Genomic DNA, 4588 nt, shown 5'->3' on the forward strand with positions numbered 1-4588 from the left:
GATTCGGGAATCACCACTTTACACACGGTGAATCACCACTTTACACACGCAGAATCACCACTTTACACACGGGGGGTGTCAATAAGGGCCTGAAAACGCTCAGAAAAAAGGGGGTTCTGAAGAACGTAACACGAGTCTAACACTTATTAACACCCAAGCCTTGTTACCTGAATGCGCTAGAGACTGTTCATCATCCAAAGATCAACGCCGCATTTGCCATGAAAATGCAAAGTTTCGTTCAGCGATGATCTTCAAAGTGGTTCATAAGAATCTCGAGCATATCCGCGTAGGTCCTGCGATCATCCTTGCACAGTGCCTTGAAGCGTTGGATCGTTGTCATCGGTCCTTTTATACTGATTTGACCATCAACGCTGGGCTCTCGGCTCGGCCAACGCTCAATTTGTGGCTCTGAAGGAACGGTCGCGCTCTTTTCTCGACGCACATCAGGAGAAGGCTCGAACTTTTTGAGTCGATTAAGATCTAGAGACTTAGGCATGCTGGGTATCCTCCAGAAGCTCGATAACTTCGGCTGCGAAAGCTTCGGCGTTCGCGATGGCCTTATCAACACCGTTCACGTCAGACCGATCCAGCTGACGGAGTCCACCACCAGCATTGTGGAGCGAAGAGAACGCTGTCCTGCGGTGAAGTTCCGTGTCGAAGACGCGCCCTGCCCTTTTGAGTTCTGCGTGGATATGTTTCTCTAGGCGACTTTTGACAGCCGCCGATGTTCTGGCAAGCAAGATTGCGGCGGGGATTGTTTTGCGTCGGGCGCGACTTTCCATGACAATCTCAGCCAGGGTGTCGATGGCTGCATCTGCATCTTGTTGCTCTTCACCAGACGGGATGATTACGAAATCGGACTCGGAAATTGCGAAGGATGTCAGGCGGCTGGCAGAACCTTCCAGGTCGATAATGACGAATGCAGCTTTGCTCTTTGCCTCATCGATCTCGGATTGAATGCTGCGCTCCCCTCCACTGGAAATGACTTGAACGGATGCCTGTAGGGGGGCCAATGACGCCCATCGTTTGAGCCGTTGTGCTGGGTCCGCGTCAATCATGATGACGCTGGTACCTTCGGCTAGCTCTGTTCCGAGTATGATTGCGGAAGTTGTCTTTCCAGCTCCACCTTTGGAACTCGCAAATGAAATGACCGGCATTGAAACCCTCGAGAGTGTCCATGAAAGAAGTACCGTATATATGTCTAGGGTATAGTTCTCTTGTCAAGGGTAGAGTACATGTAGGTAGCCATGGGTATAGTTTATAACTCTTGGCTACCTAAGGGTATAACTGGGTGGAGTAGGGTACCTATGGGTACTAAGGGCTAGAGTACTTTCGCTGAAAACTGTTCTATTCTTGTGTGTCCAGTGCAGCTCGAATAGGCAAACTCATAGTATTCACCCCCAAAAAATGGTCTGTAACATGGCAGATACCTCTTCTTTCTCAACGGTAGCGCAACAAATCCATGCCTAGATTCTTGGTATCCACTTTTCGGCGCCTGTTAGATGTGACGCTTACAAGTCAGGGTGAACTCGAAGCTATCAAGGTCGTCAGCGACAGACACGGGATATATTTTGGTCTTGCCCGCAGGGGGCCATTCATTTTTTCTGCGGAACGCAATGCAGATATTGAGCAGAAGCCAATTACGCTTGGCGATCCAGTAGACGTCATCCGGGTTTATTTGATGTTGGCCAATGGCCGGCTGTGGCAAACCCCCATACGGTATGAACATAATGATTTTTACGATCTCCATGAGATAGAATATGACCGAAGGTCAATTTTCGTCACGGGAAGTAAGTATCCGTTTTTGTGGAAGAAAAATGTATTCGGTGGGTGCAGTGACGTTGACATCACCCAAGCAGTACCAAGCCATCTGAAGCGTCATGATGATCACACTTTCGATGCCTACCACATCAACTGCGTGAGTAGGGGAGGGGACCATCTGTTTGTGCTTGCGCACAACTGGGACGATCCAAGCTTTGCGATGCGTCTATCTTTGCAAGACGCGCATGAAGGTCGCGCGACATGCACAAAAGTATATGAAAATCTGGGCTCGTGTTGCCACGATATCGTGCCCATGGATGATGTGTTTTGGACGCTGGACAGCCGTGGGTCTGCTCTCGTCAAGGTCAACGTCGCGGATGGACAACAAGAAAGATTTTCGCTGCACGGTCCATGCAGTTCTTCTTCCCACGCTTCGGGCAAGCTTGGCGGCATACCATTCCCCCGCGGACTAGCGTATTTTGGAAATATGCTCGTGGTAAGCTATGGCTTTAACGAGGACCGTGCGGACCGCATGGACAGCAACGCGATGCTTGCCGTGTTTGATCTCAAACAGGAAGCCTTTGTGAACCATATCTCATTGGGCAAGCATGGAAATACTTGCGCGGTTTTATCGCTTTAGTCTCACTCCAGCCCTGTAGCGCGTGCTCGAAACCGCCGATTCAGCGTTCCAACGAACAGATCTGACGCCATAAGCGCGGGCCTAGTACTTGGTAGGCATGGCCTTCTCTCCAACGATTTGCATTCGAACGCATGGTCTCAAGTTGACCTGTTGTTTGCGGCTCGGCGTCAGGGTTTCGGAGCGCCCGGCTCAAAGATTGAATCCCCTGCGCAATAGCCTCGGCCGTAGTGCCAGGAAAGCGCATGATAAGGGGCTCTACATCGTCGAAAATGCGCAACGGGGTTGCCAGAACCGGGCGATCCAGTGCCAGAGCTTGGCGGATTGCACCGGAGGCGGATTCAGCCGTTTTCTGGTATGAAAAAACCAGCGCATCCGCCCGCGCAAGACGCGAAAAGCTGTCTGCATCGTCCAGAAATCTTGTCTCCAGGTTCACATGCCCATCGAGCCCAAGCTCGAGGATTTGCTGTCTTGCGGCATCGATTGCTTCCGCAGAATCCCTGATCGGGAACTCTGCGTTGATCATTTCCAAGGCGACATTCTCACCTTGGTTGCGTACATGTGCAACGGCTTCGATCAGTTGGTCTAAGCCTTTGGGCGGCAGGAAAAAACCGTATGTGCCTAAAACCACTGGCCGGTCTGGGGACATTTTGGGGGGAGCGGGCACGGCAGCGTAAGGCACGCCGTGCGGAAACAGCGAAACATTGTCTTCCAAGCCGATTGATTTCAGATGGTTGAGATCATGATGTGAATGCACCAAAAGCTGGTCACACGCCTCAAGGGCCGGGCGAATACGTGCAAGCTGTCTGTCGGGAGGGACAGCGCTATCATCGGTCGCGTGCATCATCATCACGACCTGTCGCCCGTCCGCTTTTGCCTGCAAAATCAAGGCACCGAGATGCGGGAAGCTGAAGAAGCCATAGTTGAACTGGATCACCAGTATCTGTGGATTGGTCGCGCGGATTTGAGCTTGCAACTGAGCGAGGGTGTCGCGCCCGTTTTGCTGCCAACAGCGCCGGATATTGACGTTGTCTGAAGCGATGCGATCCATCGTGTGCGAGGCAAAAACGGTGGTCTCATCCGGAAAAGCCTCGATAAGATGCGCAGAGTAGGTCGCGATGCCACAACGGGTGTTGTAGCTGGAAACCCAGCCCACCCTGGGTGGCGGGGTAGGGGTGCACGCGGCAATCTGCTGGACCGCGTTTCTTGAGCGTTCGGCAACCTTTCCCCATGTATGCTCGGTCAGAATTTGGCGAGACGCCTCGGCGCATGTCTCCTGGCTGGGTTTGGGGGCTGATCTGAGGACCTTCAGCTTGTCGACCAGGTCCGTCTGATCAGGTTCTGCCCAGACAGAGTCCCATTTCACCAAATGGCTCTGCGCCGGTGCGAATGTGTAATCGATAAAATGCACCAAGGGGTTGCCGGCAAAGATTTTCTGTCCTCCCCAACCCGTTGTCAGAACGGGTGTTCTAGCCAGTACAGCTTCGGCGACAGGCAGGCAGTAGCCTTCGGCACGGGAGGGGGCGATCAGAAGATCCGCAGTGGCGTAAAGGCTCCGCATCTGACCCGGCGTGAATGGGTCCTCAATGACAGTGATCGGTGGCAGGTTCGGATACGTCGCCCGGAGAGCCGAAATCTGGGCGCCAATGTCATTATGCGGATTGGCAAATGTCTTGATCAGCAGCTGCACATCGTCGTCAGCGTCAAAGGCTTGAGCAAAGCTTTTCAGCAGGACATCGGGACCCTTGCGAGGAAAGCAGGACGAGACGTGCAGACAGGTAAAGCCTGCCTGTGGCAGGGTGATCGGCAAAGGCTCAGGCGGGACGTCCAGATGATCGACCCCGTTGCCAACCACATGAATTGGCAATCCAATTCCGGCGTCTTCAAACAGCTTTTTGACATGGGGGGCAGTTACCAAAAGCCCTTGCAGATGTGCTGTCATGTCCCGCGTGTAGTCTTGCGGCAACCCGGTCTCTTCCCAAGCATATCCATGCAGGAGATTAAGCGGACCGCGCATGTCCGAAACGCGTGGAGGGAACAGGGTCCGACTGAGAATATCAACTGTTTCGGCTGTGCTTTGCCGTCCAGTTGCATGAAGAGCGTCGAGGTCGGGGTGGGTTGTGAGAAAGTCTGGATTTGGGTCGAACGGCCCATCTCCCTCTGCCGAAACAAGGGCTACATTTACGCCTT

The 4588-nt window shown here is 53.0% G+C and carries 4 protein-coding genes; 1 reads left to right on the forward strand and 3 read right to left on the reverse strand.

Annotation, left to right across the window (positions count from 1 at the left end):
• Window positions 1-238 precede the first annotated feature (238 nt).
• On the reverse strand, window positions 239-496 hold the full coding sequence (locus LCF60_RS23575) for a hypothetical protein (RefSeq protein ID WP_292294973.1): 258 nt from the start codon (window positions 494-496) through the stop codon (window positions 239-241).
• Complete coding sequence (locus tag LCF60_RS23580; protein WP_292294974.1) at window positions 489-1157, reverse strand: ParA family protein; 669 nt, start codon at window positions 1155-1157, stop codon at window positions 489-491. The genes LCF60_RS23575 and LCF60_RS23580 overlap by 8 nt, the downstream gene beginning before the upstream one ends.
• A 305-nt stretch (window positions 1158-1462) precedes the next feature.
• Between LCF60_RS23580 and LCF60_RS23585 the strand changes: the two genes are divergently transcribed.
• Window positions 1463-2401, forward strand: coding sequence for a hypothetical protein (locus LCF60_RS23585; protein ID WP_292294975.1), 939 nt, complete (start codon window positions 1463-1465; stop codon window positions 2399-2401).
• Between the two features lie 40 nt (window positions 2402-2441).
• Here the strand turns inward: LCF60_RS23585 and LCF60_RS23590 are convergent.
• Window positions 2442-4588, reverse strand: a 2147-nt coding sequence (locus LCF60_RS23590; RefSeq protein WP_292294976.1) for a glycosyltransferase, incomplete at its 5' end; no start/stop codon positions are given.

Origin of the sequence: Marivita sp., assembly GCF_020055635.1 — a bacterium.
Lineage (GTDB): Bacteria > Pseudomonadota > Alphaproteobacteria > Rhodobacterales > Rhodobacteraceae > Marivita.